The organism is Actinoplanes sp. KI2, assembly GCF_025630775.1.
In the GTDB taxonomy this organism is placed as follows: domain Bacteria; phylum Actinomycetota; class Actinomycetes; order Mycobacteriales; family Micromonosporaceae; genus Actinoplanes.
This window is the reverse complement of the sequence record NZ_JAOSZE010000011.1, coordinates 123,568-141,487: the sequence shown is the minus strand read 5'-3', so window position 1 is coordinate 141,487 and position 17,920 is coordinate 123,568. Positions and strand designations below refer to the sequence as shown.

Here is a 17,920-nt window from a genome sequence, read left to right as displayed (position 1 = left end):
CGACTGATGATCTCAGTTGTTCGCCCCATGGCAAAAGTTGAAGGATCTAGCTGTGCAAACCCATCTGATCGGGTGATCCCCGCGGCTGATCAGTCATTTCGCGTACCAGCCCCGACACTCGGCGTTTCCGTCCCCGAAAGACGGACGTCGGCCGTCATCCCAGCAGGACGCCCTGGACGAAGTCCCGGGCCGGCACCTGCACCGCGCCCGGCGCCTTGGGCAGCGCGGCCACCGGCATGTCGGTCCCGCGCACCGCGCCCAGCTCGGCCAGCAGGGCCAGCACCGGCGCCAGCGTCTCGTACAGAACCAGCACCACATCGCCCGGTCCGGCCAGCCGCAGCGCCTCGGTGACCGCCTCCCGGTAACCGTCGGCCCGCAACGCCAGCAGCTTCGGCCGACGGGCCCGCATCTCCCGCTCGACGAGCGCGGACACCTCCCCCGGCTGCCTGCCCCGCGGGTCCTCGTCGTCGTAGAGCACCGCCCGCACGACCCCGTCGGCCACGACCTGGGCGCACGCCGCCAGCAGGTCGTCGCGCCGGTCGCCGGGCAAGGTCACCACCGCCACGCACCGCTCGACCCCCCAGAGCCCGTGCAGAGTACGCAGCGTGGCGGCGAGCGCGGCCGGGTTGTGCGCGTAGTCCACGAAGACCGAGACGTCGCCGATCCGCAGCAGCGTGGCCCGCCCCGGATTGGCCACCGCCGGGTCGAAGTCGGCCAGCCGACCGGACACCGACTCCTGGCCGGCGCCGAGCGCCCGGGCCGCCGCCACCGCCGCGAGAGCGTTGGCGGCCGCGTGCGGCGCCGCCCCGCCGAAGGCGCCCGGCAGGTCGGCCATCCGCAGCAGCGGCGTCCGCCGGGCGCCGGTGGCCTGCACCAGCCAGCCGTCCTGCACCAGATAGGCGGTCGCACCCTTGGCCAGGTGCTCGACCACCACCGGCTGGTGCGGGTCGAGCCCGAACCAGACCACCCGCTTGCGGTCGGCCCGCACCCGCGGCCGGTCCACCAGCGTCCGCACCCACGGGTCGTCGGCATTGAGAACCAGGGTCCCGCCGTCCCGTACCCGCTCGGCCACCAGCGCCTTCACATGCGCCAGGTCCTCGACCGTGTCCAGCCCGTCCTGCCCGAGGTGGTCGGCGGTGATGTTGGTGATCACGCCGACGTCCGACCAGTCGTATCCGAGCCCGCGCCGCAGCAGCCCGCCCCGCGCGGTCTCCAGCACCGCCGCCTGCACGCCCGGGTCGCACAGCACCATCTGCGCCGACAGCGGCCCGGTCGCGTCCGCCTGGTAGATCGCCCGCCCGTCCACGCTGACCCCGTCGCTGGTGGTCAGCCCGACCCGCATTCCGGTGTCGGCGAGCAGGTGCGCGGTCAGCCGGGCCACGGTCGTCTTGCCGTTGGTGCCGGTGATCGCCGCGGTCGGGATGCGACCGTCCGACCCGGCCGGAAACATCGCCCGCACGATCGCGTCGCCCACGTCACGTGCGCGGCCGCGCACCGGGGCCAGGTGCATCCGCAGGCCGGGCACCGCGTTCACCTCGATCACCCCGGCGGTGACCTCGCGGTCCACGGCGACCGGTGGCAGCGGTTCGGCGATGTCCGGCAGCCGCAGGTCGATCCCGCAGATGTCCAGGCCGACCAGTGCGGCCACCCGCAGGCAGAGCCGGGCCACGTCGGGGTGCACCCGGTCGGTGACGTCGTGGCTGATGCCGCCGGTGGAGAGGTTGGTGGTCTCGCGCAACCAGACCTGGCACCCGTTCTCCGGCACCGCGGCCAGCCGGATGCCCTGCCGCTCGAGCACCCGCATCGACGCGTCGTCCACGGTGATCCGGGTGAGCACCCGGGAGTGGCCGGCACCCCGCCGCGGGTCGGTGTTGGTGCGCTCGACCAGCTCGGCGACGGTGCTGCGGCCGTCGCCGACGACGTGCGCGGCGATCCGTTCGGCGGCCGCGGCCACCTCGCCGGCCACCACGAGCACCCGGTAGTCCCGGCCGCCCAGCTGGCGCTCGACGATCACGTCCTGACCGGCGGCGGTGAACGCGTACACGGTCTCGGCTCCGGTCATCACGCTCAGGGTGACCCGATCGCCCTGCCGGCCCTGCCGGGGTTTGATCACCACCGGGCCGCCGAGCTCGGCGAACAGGCAGGCGGCCTCGGTGGCGGTCCGCGCGGCGCCACCGGCCGGGATCGGCACGCCCGCGTCGTTAAGCAGCCGCCGGGTGATCTCCTTGTCGCCGGCCACGTCGATGCCGACGCCGCTGGTGCGGTCACTCATCGCGGCCCAGGCCATCCGCCGCCGATTGCCCCAACCGAGCCGAATCAGGCTGAGATCCGCGCAGCGCTCGACCGGGATGCCGCGGCGGCGGGCGGCTGCGATGATCGCCCGGGTGCTCGGGCCGGTGGCCTCCCGCTCGGCGGTCGCGGCCAGCCGGGCGATGCGGGACGTCAGGGAGGCGTCCGAGCTGTCGGCGTTCGCCGCCGGCGCCACGCTCGAGTAGGTCGCCCCGGCCACGATCTCGTCGACCAGGTCGATGGCCGTGGTGAGCAGGTGCTCCGGCACCGCGGACGAAGCCGGCTCGTCCATCGGGCACTCGATGATCAGGTGATAGAGGCCCGGCTCGCCGGCGGAGACCGTCCGGCCGAAGCTCACGTCCCGCCCGATGATCTGCGAGAGCTCGAGGCAGACGTGCTCGGTGACGTGCCCGAAGTAGGTGCCGCCGCGCAGCTTGCTGACGAAGCCGCCCGGCGCACCGGCCGCGCAGTGGTGCTCGGTCAGGCCGGGCAGCGCGCGCAGCAGCCGCTCGGCGAAGCCGGTGACGTCCGAGGTCTCCCGCCCGGCCAGGTCGCCGAGACGCAGCGCGGCCACGATCGCCGGCCGCGACAGGTACACGTTCGGTCCGCGGAGGCGGCGCAGGCTTTCGATCTTCATGCGGCTTCCCGTTCGAGCTTCATGCGGGTTCCCGTCCGGTCTTCGTGCGGCTTCCCGCTCGGGCTTCATGCGGCTCCTGTCGGGGCTTCATGCGGCTTCCCGTTCGGCGGTGGAGGCGTCGGCGACCGGCCGGCGGCCCGCGAGATGAAAGGTGTGTCCGGCGGCGAGCACGTGGATGCGCGCGCCGGTGAGCGTGATCGGGCCCTGGGCGGGAACCCGGATGTCGGTGGCGGCGCCGGCGTCGACCACCGTGACCGCGCCCGAGCCGAGCACCTCGAAGCGGTCGCCGTCGGTGAGGATGGCGGTGTCCTCGTCGATGCCGAGGCCGAGCTCGTGCGGGTAGAGCGCGACGGCGCTGAGCAGCCGGTTGACCCGGCCCCGCTCGGCGAAGTGCTGGTCGATCAGCACGCCGGGGAGGAACTCGAGGCCGGGCCCGGTGCGGACGCTGGCCCGGGTGATGCCCGGCGCGTCGCCCTCGGCGATCATGGTGCCGGACATGGCGGCGGCGCCCGCGCTGGTTCCGGCGATCACCGCGCCGGTCAGTTCGTGCAGCAGCGAGTCGGTCCGGGTTCCGCCGATCACCCGGGTGATCCGTTCCTGCTCGCCGCCGGTGAAGAACACCCCGGTGGCCCGGCGCAGCAACGGCTGTTCCGCATTGGCCTCTGCCCTCGTCGAGATGGACAACGCCTGCACCTCACCGGCGCCGAGCGCCGTGAACGCCTCGCCGAAGGACGAGGCGGCCAGGTCGGGCTCGGAGCTCGCGGTGGCGATCACGACGATGCGGGCTGCGGGACCGCCCGCCAGCGCGACGAAGCGGCCGAGCAGGCCAGGTCCGGCCGCGCCGCCGATGATCAGTAGCCGACGACTCGACACAGCCTCAGATTAAACGGAACAAATACGAAACATCCGCCTAACGGTCGTAGTCCGCCGGGAGCAAATGGGTCACCTCCGCCGGGCCCCGGGCGAGCGCGGCGGCCTTCTGCTCGAGCTGCTCGTCCCGTACGGTCAGCCGCCCCTCGTGCTGGCGCAGGTGCTCGGCCCAGGTCGGGACCTGGTAGACCTCGACGAAGCGGGCCGGGTCTGCGCCGTCGCGGAACAGGCCCCACCGAGTCGCCCCGGTGCGCTGCCTCGACCCGCGCAGCGCCGCCATCGCCTCCCGGAACGCGGCCGCGTTCGCCTCGTCCACCAGGTACACCGAGGTGACCAGCACCGGGCCCTCGTCCAGGTGCGGCTCGAGCATGAGGTGTGGCTCGGCCCAGTAGATCGCCGGGCTGCGGTCGGCGCCGTCCTGCTCGTGCACCGGCCACCAGAGCACCGTGCAGGTCCCCGTAAGCATGATCGCGGCCGCGATCAGATAGGCCGTCCGCAGGCTCGTGGCGGCGGTGACCTGCCCCCAGGCGAAGGCGCCGAACGCCTGCCCGCCCGCGAAGACCACCTGGTAGATGCCGAAGCCGCGGGCCCGCACCCAGTTCGGCAGGAACAGCTGGAGGGTCGCGTTCATCCGGGAGACCAGCGTCATCCAGGCCAGGCCGGCAAAGATCAAGACCACGATCACCGCGTACGCGTGCAGCACGAGCGCCATGACGACCAGCGCGAGACCGTAGACGACGCCGGCCGCGACGATCAGCTGGTTGGGGGTCAGGATCGTGCGGATCCTCGGCATCAGCAGGGCGCCCGCGATCGCGCCCACGCCGAGCGCGGCGAGCAGGATGCCGTATCCGCTCGCGTCCATCCGCAGCTCTTGATGGGCGACCAGCGGGAGCAGGCCCCAGATCACGCTGCCGGGAAGCACGAAGAGGACGACTCTGGCCAGCAACCGGCGGACCACCGGGGAATATCGGACGTATCGCCCACCGGCCCGTAGCGCGCTGCCCAGATGTTCGGGGTGAGAGGCCGGCGTCTGCGGCGGGCGCCGCCAGACAAAGAGGACCACCGCGAAAATCCCGAATGATGCCGCGTTTATCCCGAAAACCACGGCCGATCCCAGTTGGGCGACGAGCAGACCCGCCACCGCCGGCCCCGCGGATCTCGCCAGGTTCGTGTTCACCGCGCCGAGCGCCGAGGCCGACGGCAACTCCTCCCGCGGCACCACCTCCGGGATGATCGCCTGCCACGACGGCAGCGTCAGCGCCTGCCCCACCCCGAGCAGAAAGGTGAAGACCAGCAGCGCCGGCGGCGACATCAGGTCGAGCGCCGTCAGAGCGGTCAGCACACACCCGACGGCGAACAGCGCGACCTGCACGGCCAGCAGCAGCCGGCGCCGGTCGAAACGATCCGCGAGCGCCCCGGACGGCAACGCCAGCAGCAGCACCGGAAGCATGGTCGCGGTCTGCACGAGGCTCACCCAGGTGGCCGCGTTCGGCTCACCCACCACCAGCCATTGAGCACCGACGGTCTGCATCCAGGTGCCGACGTTGCTGGCGAGCACGGCGATCCACAGATTCCGGAACACCGTCTGGCGCAGCGGCGCCCAGGGCGAGGCCGTAGTCACTCGAAGAACCTAGCGGCGGCGGGCTCCCGGCCCCGGCCTGGGCACGACCTCACGGCGATCCGCCAAGAGGTGCCCGTCCGCACAATGGATCTCGGCATGCACCTCCGCCCCACAGTCGCGATGGGTGAACCGCAGCGGCGGCCCGGCCGGATCCGCCAGATATTTGTTGCCCCATTCGAGCAGGGTGATCAGCACCGGATAGAGGTCGAGCCCCTTCGGCGTCAGCCGGTACTCGTGCCGTTCCCGCGCTCCCGGATCCCGATAGGGCACCCTTTTCAGCACCCCCTGGTCGACCAGCATCGCCAGCCGGTTGGAGAGCACCTGCCGGGGCACGCCCGTGCGTACCCGCATGTCGTCGAAGCGGCGGATCCCGTTGACGACCTCGCGCAGCACCACCAGGGTCCATTTCTCGCCGAGCACCTCCATGGCCCGCCCGATCGTGCACCCGTCGATCGACCATTCCAGCGCGTCGGAGGCCGCTGTGGGATTCATGACAACCAGGCTAGGTCTGCTTGACAGACGCAGCAAGCCGGGAAAGCCTGGGTTCATGACGCAGACCCAGGAGCGCAGCCGCACCTTCGAGTGGACCAATCCCACCGTGCACGCGGCCATGATCGGCCGGCAGAGCGGCCTGGAGCTGCTGCGCGCGATGGCGGCGGGCGACTTTCCGGCGCCGCCGATCATGCGGCTGATCGACATGGCCGGCATGGAGGTCGAGGAGGGCAGCGTCACCATCCACCTGGACCCGCAGGAGTTCCACTACAACCCGCTCGGCACCATGCACGGCGGCGTCATCTCCACGCTCCTCGACACCGCCGCGGCCTGCTCGGTGCACAGCACGCTGCCGGCCGGTATCGGCTACACAAGCCTCGACCTCTCGGTCAAGTTCCTGCGCCCGGTCACTCTCGCCACCGGCCGCATCGTCTGCACCGGCAGCGTCCTGCAGAAGGGGCGCCGCACCGCGCTGGCCGACGCTCGCCTGACCGACGCCGACGACCGCCTGCTCGCCCACGCGACCAGCTCCTGCATCCTGTTCGACATGCTGTGAATCTTTCCTCCTGGCTGTCAGTACCGGCCGGTAGGAGGCTACGGTTGCGTAGGTTACGCAACCGTAGGGAGTGATCGTGGACCAAACCGCCCTGCTCATCGAGCTGGAGCCCGTCGTGGCCGCCAACCTCGACCGGCACCTGTCGCTCGCCAAGGAGTGGTTCCCGCACGAGTACGTGCCGTGGAGCGACGGCCGCACCTTCGACGGCCTGCTCGGCGGCGAGCCGTGGCGCGAGGACGACTCCGCGATCCCCGAGGTGGCCCGCACCGCCCTGATCGTCAACCTGCTCACCGAGGACAACCTGCCCTCGTACCACCACGAGATCGCCACCCTGTTCGGCCGCGACGGCGCGTGGGGCACCTGGGTGCACCGCTGGACCGCCGAGGAGGGCCGACACGGCATCGCCCTGCGCGACTACCTGACGGTCACCCGGGCGGTCGATCCGGTGGCGCTCGAGCGGGCCCGGATGACCCACATGCAATCGGGCTACGCCAATGCCCACCCCGACGAGATGATGCATTCCATCGCGTACGTGGCGTTCCAGGAGCTGGCCACCCGCATCTCGCACCGCAACACCGGAAAGGCGACCGGCGACCCACTGGCCGAGCAGTTGCTGGCCCGGGTCGCGGCCGACGAGAACCTGCACATGGTCTTCTACCGCAACCTGCTCGCGGCGGCTTTCGACCTGGACGCCGACCACGCCATGCGCGCCGTGGCCGACGTCGTCGCCGGCTTCGAGATGCCCGGCGCCAACATCGAGGGCTTCCAGCGCAAGGCCCTCTCGATCGCGCTGGCCGGCATCTACGACCTGCGCCAGCATCGCGACGAGGTGCTGCAGCCCGTCCTGCGCCAGTGGAACATCTTCGGCCGCACCGACCTGACCGCCGAGGGCGAGAAGGCGCGCGACCAGCTCGCCGCGCACATGGAAAACCTGGAGATCCAGGCGGTCCGGTTCGAGGAGAAGCGCGAGGCCCGGCGGCAACGGCAAACGCAAAAGCTCTGAGGGTACGAGCCAGGTGGTCATCCGGGAGCGCCGCGACGCGGACCTGCCCGGCTGCGTGTCCGGCCTGCGGGCCGTTCACGAGGCCGACGGCTACCCGCTGAACTGGCCGCCGGACCCGGCCGGGTGGCTGTCCCCGCCCGGGTTGGCTCGCGCCTGGGTGGCCGAGCTACCGGGCATCGAACCGGCCGGGCACCTCGCCGTTCAGACCGTCTCGGACACGTCGGCCGAGGTTTCCCGCCTGTTCGTGGTGCCGACGGCGAGGCGGCGCGGAGTCGCCGAGGCGCTCATGACCCGCGCCGTGGAATGGGCCCGGGAGCGGCGACTCGGCCTTTCTCTCGAGGTTGCCGGTGACCGACGATCGCCGGCCGTCGCCTTCTACGAGTCGCACGGCTGGCGGTACACCCACACCAGCGTCGCCGACTGGACCGGACCGGGCGGCAGACCGGTCGAGCTGCGCCACTACCGGCCGGCGGAATAGTGCTCAGGGCGGGCGCCTGCCAGACGCCGGAACTGCTCTCGGACGTGCCGGCGGCGCTGGCCGTGGTGGAGTCCTTCGCGGACCAGGCGCCCGGCGTGGACCTGCTGCTGTTCCCGGAGTGCTTCCTCCAGGGCTACCTGACGACCGGCGACCACCTGGCCCGCACCGCGTACGAGCTGGGTTCGCCGGAGTTCGGGGAGATCCTGGCCCGGCTGGCTCCTCTCCGGCAGACCCTGGTGCTCGGGCTGATCGAACGCGACGGCTCCCGCTTCTTCAACTCGGCCGTGGTCATCACCCGCGGCGAGGTCACCGGGGTTTACCGGAAGACGCATCTGACGCCCGGGGAACAGACCTTCACCGCCGGTGCGGCGTACCCGGTCTTCGACCTCAACGGCGTCCGGTTCGGCATCAACATCTGCTACGACACCCGGTTCCCGGCGGCGGCGAAGGCGGTGGCCGCGCAGGGCGCCCAGGTGCTGTTCGTCCCGTCGCAGAACATGATGGGCCGGGCGAAGGCCGAGCTCTGGCAGCCCAGGCACAACGCGATCCGCGGTGAGCGGGCGCGGGAAACCGGGATGTGGCTCATTTCCGCCGACGTCACCGGGGAACGGGGTGCGGGGCGGATCGGGCTCGGACCGACCAGCGTGATCCGGCCCGACGGGGTCGTGGTCGCCCAGGTGCCGCTGCACACCGTCGGCATGGTTAAGGCGGAGGTAGGCGGCAGGGCCCGGGGGCCCTGCCGCACGGAGTCACGCGCCTGAGACGACCGGGTGCAGGTCCTCGGCCGGCGGCGCCCACGAGTCCGCCGAGGCGGGTGACTGCGCGCCCGAGCGGATGTCCTTGACCTCGTCCTGCTCGCCGGGGAACCACACGTACGGAATGCCGCGCCGGTCGGCGTACTGGATCTGCTTGCCGAACTTCGCGGCGGTCGGCGCCACCTCGGTGGGGATGCCGCGGCGGCGCAGCGCCGCGGCGATCCGGTCGCAGGCCACCCGCTGGTCCTCGTGCGGCAGCGCCACCAGCACGCAGGTCGGCACCGAGCGGGACACGCTCAGCGCCTGCTGGCCGAAGAGCACGCCGAGCATCCGGGAGACGCCGATCGAGATGCCGACGCCGGGGAAACGGTCCTTGCCCGAGGAGGCCAGGTTGTCGTAGCGGCCGCCCGAGCAGACCGACCCGAACCGCTCATAACCGCGCAGCTGGGTCTCGTACACGGTTCCGGTGTAGTAGTCGAGGCCGCGAGCGATCTTGAGCTCGGCGGCGACCAGGCCGGGCGCGTGCTCGCGGGCGGTCTCGACCACCCGGACCAACTCCTCGAGACCCTCGTCGAGCAGCGGGTCACTCACCCCGAGCTTGCGGACCGCGTCCACGAAGGACCCGTCCTCCGCGGAGATCGCGGCAAGGTCCAGGCACGCGGCCGCCTGCGACGCCGAGGCGCCGGCGGTTTCCACCAGCAGCTCCGAAACGCGCGCCGGGCCGATCTTGTCCAATTTGTCGACCGTACGCAGGACCTGGTCGGTGTCCGCGAGGCCGAGCCCCCGGTAGAACCCCTCACAGACCTTGCGGTTGTTGACCTGGATCCGCGCGGCCGGGATGGGCAGCCCGGCGAGCGCGTCCCCGATCACCAGCGGCATCTCGGTGTCGTAGTGGAACGGCAAATTGTCCCGATTGACCACATCGATGTCGGCCTGCAGGAACTCGCGGTAGCGCCCCTCCTGCGGCCGCTCCCCCCGCCAGACCTTCTGGATCTGATACCGGCGGAACGGGAAGACCAGCTTTCCCGCGTTTTCAACGACATACCGGGCAAACGGCACGGTCAGATCGAAGTGCAGACCCAGCTGATCGTCGGCGGACGGGCCGGCCTCACCCTGCAGGCGGTGCAGCAGATAGACCTCCTTGGAGGTCTCCCCCTTGCTCAGCAGAGTCTCCAGCGGTTCGACCGACCGCGTCTCCAGCGGCGCGAACCCGTACAGCTCAAAGGTCGACCGGATCCGGTCGATCACGCGTTGCTCGATGATGCGCTGCGCGGGCAGCCATTCGGGGAAGCCGGAAATCGGCATTCTCAAAATCTCCTAGGATGAGTCTTGTTCACGACCTACCTTGACCCCCACATCAGCGCAAGTCATGCACGTGATCTCCACCGTCGTGAACAAGGCTCACTTCGTCAGAGACCACGGCCGGGCGCGGCGATCAACTCCCGCAGGTACGGGTTGGATGCGCGCTCGCGGCCGATGGTGGTGGCCGGTCCGTGGCCGGGGAGAACGACGGTGTCATCGGCCAGCGGCAGGATCTTGTCCCGCAGGCTGGTCATCATCGTCTCGGTGTTCCCGCCCGGCAGGTCGGTGCGCCCGATGGATCCCGCGAAGAGCACGTCACCCGAGAGGCAGAGGGGTGAATCGTCCCCGGGCAGGCGGAACAGCACCGACCCGCCGGTATGGCCGGGAGCGTGGTCGACGGTCACCTCGAGACCGACGAGGTTCAATACCGCCCCGTCGGTGAGCTCCGCGACGTCGTCGGGCGCCGTGTAGGAGAACCGGCCGCCGAACAGCGAGCTCAGGTCGGCGCTCAGACCCTTGGCCGGGTCGGCCAGCATCTCCAGGTCGGCCGGGTGCACGTACGCGGGAATTCCGCGGGCCCCGCAGACCGGCGCCACCGAGAACGTGTGATCGAGGTGGCCGTGGGTGAGCAGGACCGCCGCGGGCTGCAGGCGGTGCTCGGCGAGCACCTCGTCGAGCTGGTCCAGGACGCCGATGCCGGGATCGACGATCAGGCATTGCTCGCCCGCGCCCGCGGCCACCACATAGCAGTTGGTGCCGAAGGCCTCAGCCGGAAAGCCGGTGACGAGCAAAGGATCTCCCAAATACAAATCGGGTACGAATCGTAACGAGCCTAGCCCGGCATGCGCACACCACTTTCCCAGGAGGTACCCGTACACTCTTGCGGGCGTGTGACAGGACTAGAAGGAAGGGCAGCGTTCGGTGGCATCCAGTAAGGACCGGCAGCGCAAGCTCGCCCGGGCGAAGCTCGATCGGCAAATGGCCCGGCGAGCCGTCAAGGAGCGGCGCAGGCGCCGGATTTACGCCGGGATCGGCTCGGGTGTCGCGGTCCTGCTGATCGTCGCCGGCATCGCGTGGATGAACGGGGCCTTCGACTCCGACAACAAGTCCACGACCGCGGCAGACCAGGACGTCTGCGCCTGGACGCCGCAGAGCGCGACGACCAACACGAACCTGAAGGAAGTCGGCACGCCGCCCACCAAGAACATTCCGGTGTCGGGCACGAAGACGATGACGATCACCACGAACCAGGGCGCTCCGATCGAGGTCAGCCTCGATCTGACCAGCTCGCCCTGCGGTTCCGAGGATCTCAGCTACCTGGCGAGCAAGAAGTTCTTCGACAACACCACGTGCCACGAGATCACCACGTACGGCGCGATCCGCTGCGGTGACCCGACGGGCACCGGGCTCGGCGGCCCGACCTACAGCGTGTACAGCGAGAACACCCCGGCCGCCCCCACCCCCTCGCCCAGCGCCGCGGCGGGTAAGGCCCCGGCCACGACCCCGCTCTACCCCAAGGGCACGGTCGCGCTGATCGGCAACCCGCCGGGCACCAACGGCAGCCAGTTCCTGATCTTCTTCAAGGACTACACGCCGGCCACCCCGGAGTTCTCGATCGTCGGCACGGTGTCCGGCGGCATGGCCACGGTCGAGAAGATCGGCAAGATCCCCACCGTCGCGGACGCAGCCGGCGACAAGGTCAAGCCCACGACCAAGATCACGATCGCCGGCCTCACCGTCGCACAGCCGGCCGCCTCGGCGGCCGCCTCCGCGGCGCCCTCGGCGAGCGCACTGTCTTAATCCCCCAGGCCGAACACAGCAGGAGGAACACCGTGTCGTCGATCAAGGACCGGCAGCGCGCGGCGGCGCGAGCCCGGCTCGAGAAGGAGATGGCCGAGCGAGCCGCGGCCGCACGTAAGCGCCGCCAGCGCCAGACGATCATCGGCTCGGCGATCGCGGTCGTTGTCATCGCCGGCGCCACGGTGTGGCTCGTCAACGCGATGAAGGACGACAAGAAGAAGAGCCCCAGCGCCAGCTCCAGCGCTGCCGCCGTCCCGGCCGGCTTCACCGCCTGCACCTGGACGCCGCAGACCGGCGGCGGCAAGGTCAAGGACGTCGGCACCCCGCCGCCCACCGCGCCGAAGACCGGCACCTCGACGCTGACGATGGACACCAACCTCGGCAAGATCACCGCGACTCTCGACAAGTCGAAGGTGCCCTGCACGACGTCCAGCTTCGCGTACCTCGGCAGCAAGAAGTTCTGGGACAACACCAAGTGCCACCGCCTGGTCAACGAGAAGAGCTTCCAGGTCCTCCAGTGCGGCGACCCGTTCGCGACCGGCAAGGGCTACCGCGAGACCGACGGCCAGGGCGGCCCGAGCTACACCATGGCCGAGGAAAACCTGCCGACCGACACGAACAACCCGTACCCCGAGGGCTCGATCGCGATGGCCAACACCGGCCAGCCCGGCAGCACCGGCAGCCAGTTCTTCATCGTCACGGCGGACACCAAACTGCCCGCGAACTACACCCTGCTCGGCAAGGTCACGTCGGGCCTCGACATCGTCAAGGACGTGGTCAAGGCCGGCGACGACGGCGCCTTCGCCTCATCGGCCGGCGGCGGCCACCCCAAGAAGGAACTGGTCTTCAAGACGATCACCGTGAGCTGATCCGGCGGCAAACCGGGAAGGGCGGGGCTCCGGCTCCGCCCTTTTTCTTGCGCACCAGCCGTTTCCCGTACGAGGCGAGCCCCGCCCACGCGGAAGCGCGTCCGCACCGCCTCGCCGCGCAGGGGTGGGCGCGCCTCGCCGCGCAGGGGTGGGCGCGCCGACTTCTCCAGCGCGGGAGCACGCACGCCACTCACCGCACGTCCGGGCTCACCGCACGTCCCGGCTCACCGCGCGTCCCGGCTCCAACGCTCGGCCCCGGCCCACCGCGAGGCCCGGCCCACCGCGACGCCCGGCCCACCGCGACGCCCGGCCCACCGCGACGCCCGGCCCACCGCGACGCCCGGCCCACCGCGACGCCCGGCCCACCGCGACGCCCGGCCCACCGCGAGGCCCGATCCAACGCGCGGCCTGACCCAACGCGAGGCCGGCCACTCCAACCGGGAGGCGGCGGCCCGGCTGTTGATGCGGAGACGCGGGCCGTCGCTCACGGCGCGCGGCCGCACCCCACGCCGGTCATCGAGCGCGGTCACTGAAAGCCTCACGTTCCCAGCGACGATCCGCCACGGTTAAAGCAAAGATCCGCGGGGTTACCGCAAGGTCCGCGGGCCACCCCCACCCTCGATGGGTGGGGCCCCATTCAAGCACCCGAGTCCGACAGTCTTCGTCGTTGTCCACAGCCCGGGCGGCGCTTCACCCCGTACGGCCGGAATGCATTGGTTACGCGCCCGAGGTCACCCGGTAGGCGTCGAAGACGCCGTCGACCTTGCGGACGGCTGCCACCAGGTGGCCCAGGTGCTTCGGGTCGGCCATCTCGAACGTGAAGCGGCTGACCGCCACCCGGTCGCGCGTGGTCGTCACGGTCGCCGAGAGGATGTTGACGCGTTCCTCGGAGAGCACCCGGGTGACGTCGGCCAGCAGCTTGTGCCGGTCGAGCGCCTCCACCTGGATCGCCACCAGGAAGGTCGACGCGCTGGTCGGCTTCCAGCTCACCTCGACCACGCGCTCGGACTGGTCGCGCAGGTCCTCCGCGTTCGCGCAGTCCTCGCGGTGCACCGAAACGCCGCCGGAGCGGGTGACGAAGCCGAACACCGCGTCGCCGGGCACCGGGGTGCAGCAGCGGGCCAGTTTGACCCACACGTCGCTGACGCCCTTGACCACGACGCCGGGGTCCTGCGCGGTGCTGCGGTTGCGCGGCGGCCGGGTCGCGACGGCGGTCTCGGCGATGTCCTCGACCGCGCCCTCCTCGCCGCCGAAGCCGGCCACGAGTTTCTGCACCACGGACTGGGCCGACACGGTGTTCTCGCCCACCGCCGCGTACAGCGAGGCCACGTCGGCCAGGTGCAGGTCGCGCGCGATCGTCGTGAGGTTTTCGCTGGTCAGCATGCGCTGCAGGGGCAGGCCCTGCTTGCGCATCGCCTTGACGATCGCCTCCTTGCCGATCTCGATCGCTTCCTCGCGACGCTCCTTGTTGAAGAACTGCCGGATCTTCGTACGGGCCCGGGGGCTCTTCACGAAGCCCAGCCAGTCCTGCGTCGGACCGGCCGTGGCCGACTTCGAGGTGAAGATCTCGATCACGTCGCCGTTGGAGAGCGTCGACTCGAGCGGCACGAGCTTGCCGTTGACCCGCGCGCCGATGCACTTGTGCCCGACCTGGGTGTGCACCGCGTACGCGAAGTCGACCGGCGTCGATCCGGTGGGCAGCGGGATCACGTCGCCCTTGGGTGTGAAGACGTAGACCTCTTGGCTGGACAGGTCGAAGCGCAGCGCGTCGAGGAACTCGGACGGGTCGCTGGCCTCGCGCTGCCAGTCGAGCAGCTGCCGCAGCCAGGTCATCTCGTCGATGTGCGCCGGCGGCCCGACGATCGTCGCGCCCTTCTGCTCCTTGTACTTCCAGTGCGCGGCGATGCCGAACTCGGCCGTACGGTGCATCGCGAACGTGCGGATCTGCATCTCGACCGGCTTGCCGGTCGGGCCGATGACCGTCGTGTGCAACGACTGGTACATGTTGAACTTCGGCATCGCGATGTAGTCCTTGAACCGGCCCGGCACCGGCTGCCAGTTCGCGTGGATGACGCCCAGCGCGGCGTAGCAGTCGCGAACCGTGTCGACCAGGATGCGCACGCCGACCAGGTCGTAGATGTCGTTGAAGTCGCGGCCCCGCACGATCATCTTCTGATAGATCGAGTACAGGTGCTTCGGGCGGCCGGTGGTCTCCGCCTTGATCTTCGCGGACTTCAGGTCGAGCGAGACCCTGTTGGTCACCTGGCGCAGCAGCGCCTCACGCTGCGGCTGGTGCTCGCCGATCAGCCGGTTGATCTCCTCGAACCGCTTGGGGAACAGCGTGCCGAACGCGAGGTCCTCGAGCTCCCACTTGATCGTGTTCATACCGAGGCGGTGGGCCAGCGGTGCGAGGATCTCCAGCGTCTCCTTGGCCTTCTGCTCCTGCTTGGGGCGGGGCAGGAAGGTCAGCGTACGCATGTTGTGCAGCCGGTCGGCCAGCTTGATGACCAGCACCCGCGGGTCTTTCGCCATGGCCACGACCATCTTGCGGATCGTCTCCGCCTTGGCCGCGTCGCCCAGCTTGACCCGGTCGAGCTTGGTCACGCCGTCGACCAGCAGCGCGACCTCGCCGCCGAAGTCGGCGCGCATCTGGTCGAGCGAGTAGTCGGTGTCCTCGATCGTGTCGTGCAGCAGGGCGGCGACCAGCGTGGTCGTGTCCATGCCGAGGTTGGCGAGGATCGTCGCGACGGCGAGCGGGTGGGTGATGTACGGGTCGCCGGACTTGCGGTACTGGCCCGAGTGCCAGCGGGCAGCCACGTCGAAGGCGCGCTGCAACTGGCGGCCGTCGGCCTTGGGGTGGCTGGCCCGGTGGGTGGCGATCAGCGGCTCGAGCACCTCACTGACCTGGGTGCTCTGCCACGGCGCGTTGAACCGGGCGAGCCGCGCCCGGACCCGCCGGCCGGTCGGCGCGCTGGCCAGGCCGAACCCGGTGCTGGGCTCCTCGCCGGGCGGCAGCGGCTGGGTGACATCCGGGTCGGGGGTCGGCACGGCGGGGCGAGGCTGGGCCGTCTCGGCGGGCTGGGCGGCCTCGGCGAGCTGGGCCGCCTCGGCGAGTGGGACCGCCTCGGTGGCGGCCGGCGCCTCATCGGCCGGGCGTGTCTCCTCGACGGGCGGCGCCTCCGCGTCCGCGCCGGTCCGTGTGTTTTCGGTCGGCTGCACCGTGCCCTCCGCCGGAGGGGCGACGTCGCTGGACACCGGCCTCCTCACACCATCGCCTGGAACCTCACCGATCATCGTCGGCCGGAGAGATCCGCTCATGCCATTTGTCACCTGGTTAGGAACGCCATCCTACCCGCATGGTCTTCCCCGATGGCCTGGCTGAATCTCCGAAAGAGGGTCGCTTAACCGGATAGACGGGATCAAACGGTCAGCAATGCATGGACGGTACGGGGCGCGAGCCGCTCCCGGCCGTTGAGGAAGGCCAGCTCCATCAGCACGGTGAAGCCGGCGATCGTGCCGCCGGCCCGCTCGACCAGCTCGATCGCCGCGCCGGCGGTGCCGCCGGTGGCCAGCACGTCGTCGACCACCAGGACCCGCTGGCCGGCGATGAACGCGTCCTCGTGCACCTCGAGGGTGGCCTCGCCGTACTCGAGCGCGTACGAGGCACTGAGGGCTTTCCGCGGCAGCTTGCCGGCCTTCCGTACGGGCACCACGCCGGTCCCGGTGGCGTACGCGACCGCGGCGGCCACCACGAACCCGCGCGCCTCCACCCCGGCCACCACGTCGAACCCGCCCGGGTAGTGCGCGACGATCCCGTCGACCACCCGGCGGAACGACGCGCCGTCGGCGAACAGCGGCATCAGGTCCTTGAACACGATGCCCGGCTGGGGGAAGTCGGGAACGTCGATGGTGCCGTTCGCGACGACGGCGGCCAACTCGGACCCGCTGTCGCCCCGGGGAGTCTCATCAGTCACGGCGCAAAGACTAACGGCCCGCCTCTCCGCGGAGAGACGGGCCGTCGTGGATCGACAATCACCGGCGCTTGGCGCCGCCGCCCGGGCGGTTGCCGGTGCCGCCGGGGCGGCCGCCGCGGTTCGTGCCGGAGCTGCGCTTGGCCGACGCCGGCCGGCTGCCCGGCCGCGGCGCCGACGTGCCCGTCGAGGCCATGGCCGGCGCCTCGTCCGACGCGGTGGCGTTCGGCTGCCGCTCGCCGCGGCCGGCGACGTCGCCGGAGCGGCCGCCGGCGCGGCGGGCCAGCACCCGGGCGGTGTGCGCCTTGATCTTCGGCTCCCGGTCCTTGAACGCGGTCAGCAGCGGCGCCGCGAACATGATCGAGGAGATGACGCCGATGCCCATACCGACGAACAGCACCAGGCCGAGGTCCTTCAGCGTGCCCGCGCCGAGCAGGCCGGCGCCGATGAACAGCAGGCCGCCGACCGGCAGGAGCGCCACCAGACCGGTGTTCAGCGAACGCATCAGCGTCTGGTTGATCGCGAGGTTGGTGGCCTCGCCGTACGTCCGGACGCTGCCGGCGGTGATGCCGCGGGTGTTCTCCTGAACCTTGTCGAACACCACGACCACGTCGTACAGCGCGTACCCGAGGATGGTCAGGAAGCCGATCACTGTGGACGGTGTGACCTCGAAGCCGATCAGCGAGTAGACGCCCGCGGTGAGGATCAGGTCGAGCAGCAGCGAGGCGACGGCGGCCGCCGCCATCCGCCACTCGAACCGGATGATCAGGTAGGCCATCACCAGGACCAGGAAGATGGCGAGGCCGATGATCGCCTGCCGGGTCACCTGCCCGCCCCAGGCCGCCGAGACCTGGTTGTCGCTGACGTCCGCGGCGTTCACCCCGAGGTCGGCGATCAGGGCCGCCTTGGCCTTCTCGGTCTGCCCCGAGGTCAGCGCCGAGGCGCGCACGGTGAAGGTCTCGCCCTTCGAGCCGGTCTGGCCGACCTTCTGCGCGGCGTCGACCTCGGCGCCCGGCGCGACCCCGTGGATCGCCTTCGTCACCGCGTCGGAGACCCGGGCCTGGGTGAGCGTCTCGCCACTGGTGGTCTTGGCCGGGATGCTGAGCGACGTGCCGCCGGCGAACTCGATGCCGCGCTCGAAGCCCTTGATCGAGATGCTGGCGATGGCGATCGCGACGAGGATCGCCGCCACCGTGAACCAGGTCTTGCGCCGGCCCACGATGTTGAGGTTCGCCTCGCCCAGGTAGAGGCGGGTGGCGAGACCGGTGCGGGCCATG

15 protein-coding genes are annotated in these 17,920 nt (G+C 70.8%); 6 read left to right on the top strand and 9 right to left on the bottom strand.

The window, feature by feature from the left end; all coding sequences use genetic code 11:
* Nucleotides 1-154 precede the first annotated feature (154 nt).
* From cphA to ODJ79_RS13865, 4 genes are all read right to left on the bottom strand, one after another.
* Nucleotides 155-2,926, bottom strand: coding sequence for a cyanophycin synthetase (gene cphA, locus ODJ79_RS13880; protein WP_263023822.1), 2,772 nt, complete (start codon nucleotides 2,924-2,926; stop codon nucleotides 155-157).
* An 87-nt stretch (nucleotides 2,927-3,013) separates the two neighbouring features.
* Nucleotides 3,014-3,799, bottom strand: a complete 786-nt coding sequence (locus ODJ79_RS13875; RefSeq protein ID WP_263023821.1) for a cyanophycinase — start codon at nucleotides 3,797-3,799, stop codon at nucleotides 3,014-3,016.
* 37 nt (nucleotides 3,800-3,836) lie between these two features.
* Nucleotides 3,837-5,417: an MFS transporter gene (locus tag ODJ79_RS13870; RefSeq protein WP_263023820.1), complete on the bottom strand. Its 1,581-nt coding sequence runs from the start codon at nucleotides 5,415-5,417 to the stop codon at nucleotides 3,837-3,839.
* 9 nt (nucleotides 5,418-5,426) lie between these two features.
* Complete coding sequence (locus tag ODJ79_RS13865; protein WP_263023819.1) at nucleotides 5,427-5,909, bottom strand: winged helix-turn-helix transcriptional regulator; 483 nt, start codon at nucleotides 5,907-5,909, stop codon at nucleotides 5,427-5,429.
* Between ODJ79_RS13865 and ODJ79_RS13860 the strand changes: the two genes are divergently transcribed.
* From ODJ79_RS13860 to ODJ79_RS13845, 4 genes are all read left to right on the top strand, one after another.
* Nucleotides 5,908-6,465 carry a PaaI family thioesterase gene (locus ODJ79_RS13860; RefSeq protein WP_411267312.1) on the top strand — a complete coding sequence of 186 codons (558 nt, stop codon included), beginning with the start codon at nucleotides 5,908-5,910 and terminating at the stop codon, nucleotides 6,463-6,465. The genes ODJ79_RS13865 and ODJ79_RS13860 overlap by 2 nt on opposite strands.
* A gap of 70 nt (nucleotides 6,466-6,535) precedes the next feature.
* Nucleotides 6,536-7,468 carry an acyl-ACP desaturase gene (locus tag ODJ79_RS13855; RefSeq protein WP_263023817.1) on the top strand — a complete coding sequence of 311 codons (933 nt, stop codon included), beginning with the start codon at nucleotides 6,536-6,538 and terminating at the stop codon, nucleotides 7,466-7,468.
* A 13-nt stretch (nucleotides 7,469-7,481) separates the two neighbouring features.
* Nucleotides 7,482-7,946, top strand: coding sequence for a GNAT family N-acetyltransferase (locus tag ODJ79_RS13850; RefSeq protein ID WP_263023816.1), 465 nt, complete (start codon nucleotides 7,482-7,484; stop codon nucleotides 7,944-7,946).
* Entirely contained in the window at nucleotides 7,946-8,707 is a 762-nt protein-coding gene (locus ODJ79_RS13845) for a carbon-nitrogen hydrolase family protein (protein WP_263023815.1), read from the top strand. Before ODJ79_RS13850 ends, ODJ79_RS13845 begins: the two co-directional genes overlap by 1 nt.
* Here the strand turns inward: ODJ79_RS13845 and hisS are convergent.
* Together hisS and ODJ79_RS13835 are read right to left on the bottom strand one after the other, a co-directional pair.
* Nucleotides 8,696-10,006, bottom strand: coding sequence for a histidine--tRNA ligase (gene hisS, locus ODJ79_RS13840; protein WP_263023814.1), 1,311 nt, complete (start codon nucleotides 10,004-10,006; stop codon nucleotides 8,696-8,698). The genes ODJ79_RS13845 and hisS overlap by 12 nt on opposite strands.
* Nucleotides 10,007-10,110: 104 nt before the next feature.
* Nucleotides 10,111-10,794, bottom strand: coding sequence for an MBL fold metallo-hydrolase (locus ODJ79_RS13835; protein WP_263023813.1), 684 nt, complete (start codon nucleotides 10,792-10,794; stop codon nucleotides 10,111-10,113).
* Nucleotides 10,795-10,924: 130 nt separating this feature from the next.
* On the opposite strand from ODJ79_RS13835, the gene ODJ79_RS13830 reads away from it, so the two are divergent.
* A complete protein-coding gene (locus ODJ79_RS13830; RefSeq protein WP_263023812.1) occupies nucleotides 10,925-11,803 on the top strand; it encodes a peptidylprolyl isomerase in 879 nt (292 codons plus the stop codon).
* 32 nt (nucleotides 11,804-11,835) lie between these two features.
* The gene (locus tag ODJ79_RS13825) at nucleotides 11,836-12,672 is read left to right on the top strand and encodes a peptidylprolyl isomerase (RefSeq protein WP_263023811.1); all 837 of its coding nucleotides are present in this window, start codon (nucleotides 11,836-11,838) and stop codon (nucleotides 12,670-12,672) included.
* A gap of 717 nt (nucleotides 12,673-13,389) precedes the next feature.
* Here the strand turns inward: ODJ79_RS13825 and ODJ79_RS13820 are convergent.
* The 3 genes from ODJ79_RS13820 to secF form a co-directional block, all read right to left on the bottom strand.
* Nucleotides 13,390-15,927 carry a RelA/SpoT family protein gene (locus ODJ79_RS13820; protein WP_263023810.1) on the bottom strand — a complete coding sequence of 846 codons (2,538 nt, stop codon included), beginning with the start codon at nucleotides 15,925-15,927 and terminating at the stop codon, nucleotides 13,390-13,392.
* A gap of 164 nt (nucleotides 15,928-16,091) precedes the next feature.
* The gene (locus ODJ79_RS13815) at nucleotides 16,092-16,646 is read right to left on the bottom strand and encodes an adenine phosphoribosyltransferase (RefSeq protein WP_263023809.1); all 555 of its coding nucleotides are present in this window, start codon (nucleotides 16,644-16,646) and stop codon (nucleotides 16,092-16,094) included.
* 58 nt (nucleotides 16,647-16,704) lie between these two features.
* A complete protein-coding gene (secF, locus tag ODJ79_RS13810; RefSeq protein WP_263023808.1) occupies nucleotides 16,705-17,919 on the bottom strand; it encodes a protein translocase subunit SecF in 1,215 nt (404 codons plus the stop codon).
* Nucleotide 17,920 lies beyond the last annotated feature (1 nt).